Source organism: Streptomyces sp. UH6 (genome assembly GCF_013421635.1).
GTDB lineage: Bacteria > Actinomycetota > Actinomycetes > Streptomycetales > Streptomycetaceae > Streptomyces > Streptomyces abyssomicinicus.
The window spans coordinates 1-3935 of sequence record NZ_JACADT010000529.1 but is presented as its reverse complement, the minus strand read 5'-3'; the positions used below and the strand labels follow the sequence as shown (position 1 = coordinate 3935).

At 73.5% G+C, this 3935-nt stretch carries 5 protein-coding genes; 3 read left to right on the top strand and 2 right to left on the bottom strand.

Annotated features, from left to right (window positions below; all coding sequences use genetic code 11):
• On the bottom strand, nt 1-570 hold a 570-nt coding region (locus tag HW445_RS21360), incomplete at its 3' end, for an LLM class flavin-dependent oxidoreductase (protein WP_180222595.1).
• Entirely contained in the window at nt 570-1742 is a 1173-nt protein-coding gene (locus tag HW445_RS21355; protein ID WP_180222594.1) for a CaiB/BaiF CoA-transferase family protein, read from the bottom strand. The genes HW445_RS21360 and HW445_RS21355, both read right to left, overlap by 1 nt.
• Before the next feature lie 265 nt (nt 1743-2007).
• On the opposite strand from HW445_RS21355, the gene HW445_RS21350 reads away from it, so the two are divergent.
• The 3 genes from HW445_RS21350 to HW445_RS21340 form a co-directional block, all read left to right on the top strand.
• A complete protein-coding gene (locus tag HW445_RS21350; RefSeq protein WP_180222593.1) occupies nt 2008-2709 on the top strand; it encodes a TetR/AcrR family transcriptional regulator in 702 nt (233 codons plus the stop codon).
• Nucleotides 2710-2829: 120 nt separating this feature from the next.
• Nucleotides 2830-3345: a DUF4334 domain-containing protein gene (locus tag HW445_RS21345; protein WP_180222592.1), complete on the top strand. Its 516-nt coding sequence runs from the start codon at nt 2830-2832 to the stop codon at nt 3343-3345.
• Nucleotides 3342-3935, top strand: a 594-nt coding sequence (locus HW445_RS21340; protein ID WP_180222591.1) for an alcohol dehydrogenase catalytic domain-containing protein, incomplete at its 3' end; no start/stop codon positions are given. The genes HW445_RS21345 and HW445_RS21340, both read left to right, overlap by 4 nt.

Sequence of the window (3935 nt, the reverse complement as noted above, 5' to 3'; positions counted from 1 at the left end):
GAAGAGGAACGGCAGCCAGCCGTCGGCGAGTTCGGCGGTCATCCGGACGTTCGCGGGCCCGAGGGCGGCGACGTACACGGGGATCGCGTCGCGCACGGGGTGGGTGAGCAGCTTCAGCGGCTTGCCGTGGGTGCCGCCCTTCTCGGCCGGCAGCGGCAGGTCGGTGATGCCGTGGTGCTCGATGACCTCGCGCCGCCAGATCCGCCGCGACAGCTCGATCACCTCGCGGGTGCGCCCCAGCGGGCGGTCGTAGCGGCGGCCGTGCCAGCCCTCGACGACCTGGGGTCCGGAGGCGCCGACGCCGAGCATCGCCCGGCCGCCGGTGAGGGCGTCGAGCCCGGCCGCGGTCTGGGCGATCAGCGCCGGGGTGCGCGAGTAGACGTTGAGGATGGCCGAGCCGATCCGCATCCGCTCGGTCTTCGCGGCCAGGTACCCCATGATCGTCGGGGAGTCGAAGCCGTACGCCTCGGCCACCCAGACGGCGTCGAGTCCGGCGGACTCCAGGGCGGCCGCCTCGTCCGCGGCGGCGCGCGGATCGCCCGCGTACGTCAGGGGTGAGGACAGTTCCATCAGCGGTGGTCCTTCAGCAGTTCGGGCACGTCCCAGTCGCGGGCCACGTCGGGGGTGTGAGCGCCGGGTGCGGCGGGGGGCAGCCGGAGCGTGCCGGGGGTGGCGGAGAAGCGGGGCGCGGGGGCCGGCTGGGTGATGCCGTGCGCCTCGGTGTAGGTGCCGCGCCCGGTCAGGTGCGGGTGTCCGGCCGCCTCGCGCAGGGAGAGGACGGGCGCGACGCAGGCGTCGGTGCCCTCGAAGACGGACGTCCACTCCGCGCGGGTGGCGCTCCGGAACCGGGCGGCGAACCGGTCCCGCAGCTCCGCCCAGTTGCGGGGGTCGGCGCGGTCCGGCAGGTCGTCGGCGTCCAGGCCCAGCAGGGAGACGAAGAGCGCGTAGAACTGCGGTTCCAGGGCGCCGACCGCCATCCAGCCGCCGTCGCCGGTCCGGTAGGTCCCGTAGTAGGGGCAGCCGCCGTCGAGCAGGTTGCCCCCGCGGGCGTCCCGCCAGGTGCCCTCGGCGAGCATGCCCCAGAACATGGAGGTCAGGTGGGCGGTGCCGTCGACGATCGCCGCGTCCACCACCTGGCCCCGTCCGGTGGCGCGGGCGGTCAGCAGCGCGGCGAGCACACCGGTGGTCAGGTAGAGCGAGCCGCCCGCGTAGTCGCCGAGCAGGTTGACGGGGACGGCGGGCGGGCCGTCGGACGTCCCGATCATGGACAGGGCGCCGGCGGTGGCGATGTAGCCGATGTCGTGCCCGGCCAGGGGCGCGAGGGGTCCGCCCTGGCCCCAGCCGGTCATCCGGCCGTACACCAGCGCCGGGTTGACGGCCGTGCACTCCTCGGGACCGACCCCCAGCCGCTCCGCGACGCCGGGCCGGTAGCCCTCCACCAGGATCTCGGCGCGGGCCGCCAGCGCCCGCACCGTGGCGGGGCCCTCGGGCGACTTGAGGTCGACCAGGACGGAGCGCTTGTTGCGGTTGGTCACGTCGAAGGCGGGATCGCCGCCGAGGGGCGAGGGGCCGGGGCGGTCGACGCGCACCACGTCGGCGCCCAGGTCGGCGAGGAGCATGGCGGCGAACGGGCCGGGGCCGATCCCCGCCAGTTCGACCACGCGTACACCGTCCAGGGGCCCGGCTCCGCCGGGGCGTCCGGCTCCGCCGGGGTCCGGAGGGTCGGAAGGGTGATGGCTCATGGGTTCCTCTCTCGGTGCGCGGCGAACTCACCGCCGAGCGGACCGGGGCCTTACTGAGCGTTCGCTAAGAACGTAGGAGGGCGATGGCGATCGGTCAACTCCCCTTGCGGCAGATGTTTTTCGCGACATCGGTCAGGGAAGTGAGTCGAGACCGGACGGCGGTCGCCGTGGTTTACTGATCGCTCGCTAAGTATCCGGGAGGAGAAGTTCCCGCGCCTCACGGCCGTACGATGTCGCCGATCGCCGCCCGCCCCGAGGAGAGCCGTTGAGCACCGAGCCGAGCCAGGACACCCAGCCTTCAGCGGAGCACTGGCGCTCCTACGGGCCGCTCGGCCTGCACCCGATCCTGGTGCACGCCATGGAGGCCTTCAACGAGCAGGGCTACCACGGGACGTCGGTGCGCCAGATCGCCGGCCGGGTCGGCGTCACCGTGCCCGCGCTGTACTACCACTACGAGAACAAGCAGGCCCTGCTGGCCACCCTGCTGGAGACCTCCATCAAGGACGTCCTCGACCGCTGCCGCGCGGCGGCCGCGGAGGCCGGGGACGATCCGCTGGCGAGGTTCTGCGGCATGGTCGAGTCGATCGTGCTGTACATGACCCACCGTCAGCGTCTGGCCTTCCTGGACACCGAGATCCGCAGCCTGGAGCCGGAGAACCGGGCCCGCTACGTGGCCCTGCGCGACTACCTCCAGCACATGCTGCTGGACACCGTCGAGGCCGGCCGTGCCCAGGGGGTGTTCACCACGCCGATCCCGGCCGACGCGGTCCGCTCGGTCCTGACCATGTGCCAGGGGGTCGCCAACTGGTTCCGTGCCGACGGACCGCTCACCGCCGAGGAGGTCGCCGAACGCCATGTGCTGCTGAGCCTGGGCACCGTCGGGCACCCCGGCACGGTCACCGGTGACACCGCCCTCCCGCTCGCCCGGCCGTCCCTCACCCGTTCCGCGCAGCGCGCCTCACGGTGACGCGGCCGGGCCCGCCGGCGGCCCGGCGCCTGCGGCGGGCCCCTCCGGCACGACGCCCCGCGGCGCCGCGTCGTCCCGATGCCCCACATCCCTGGTTCAGCACCGACGAGAGGACATCGCATGAACACGTCCGAGGCCCGCGCCCGTTTCCAGGAGCTCCGTGCGGTGGACGGCCCGGTGGACGCCGCCGGACTCGACGCCGTCTGGGCCGCCCTGGACACCGTCCGTCCCGAGGAGATCCTCGGCGAGTGGAAGGGCGGCGAGTTCGAGACCGGCCACCCCCTCAACGGCATGCTGGCGAAGGCCGGCTGGTACGGCAAGTCGTTCGCCTCCGTGCACGACGTCAAGCCGCTGCTGTGCCGTGACGAGAAGGGCGAGCTGTACTCCAACGTCGAACTGGGCAAGGGCGAGGCCAGTCTGTGGACCGTGGAGTTCCGCGGCGAGTCGACGGCGACGATGGTCTACGACGGCCAGCCGGTCTTCGACCACTTCAAGCGGGTCGACGACGCCACCCTCATGGGCATCATGAACGCCAAGGGCGTCACCGCCGAGGGCCCTTACTACTACTTCTTCCTCGAGCGCGTGGCCGAGGCCTCGCAGGAGGAATCGGGCGAGGTTCCCGGAGGGCGCTCGTGAGGGTCGTCCGGGCGGCCGTCACCGGGTCGCCGGGCGCACCGTTCACCGTGCGGGAGGTGCTCCTCGAGGATCCCCGGCCGAACGAGGTCCTGGTGCGGATGACCGCGGTCGGCGTGTGCCACACGGACCTGAGCATGCGGGCCGCCTGGCCGCCGCACCTCACCCCGATGGTCTTCGGCCACGAGGGCGCCGGCCGGGTCGAGGAGGTGGGCGCGGAGGTGACCGGTCTCGCCCCGGGGGACCACGTCTGCCTCACGTTCGCCAGCTGCGGGGCGTGCGAGCAGTGCGTGGCGGGGCACCCGGCCTACTGCCGCACCGCCCAGGCCCTGAACTTCTCCGGCGGCCGCGGCGACGGCACCACTCCCCTCTCCCTCGACGGCGCGCCGGTCCACGCCGGCTTCTTCGGCCAGTCCAGCTTCGCCACGCACGCCGTCGTCCACGAACGCGGCGTGGTCAAGGTGCCCTCCGGCCTCCCCGCCGAGGTCGTCGCGCCGCTGGGCTGCGGAGGGCAGACCGGCGCGGGCACCGTGCTCAACCGGCTGCGCCCCGAACCGGGCAGGTCGCTGGTGGTCCTCGGGGCCGGCGGGGTG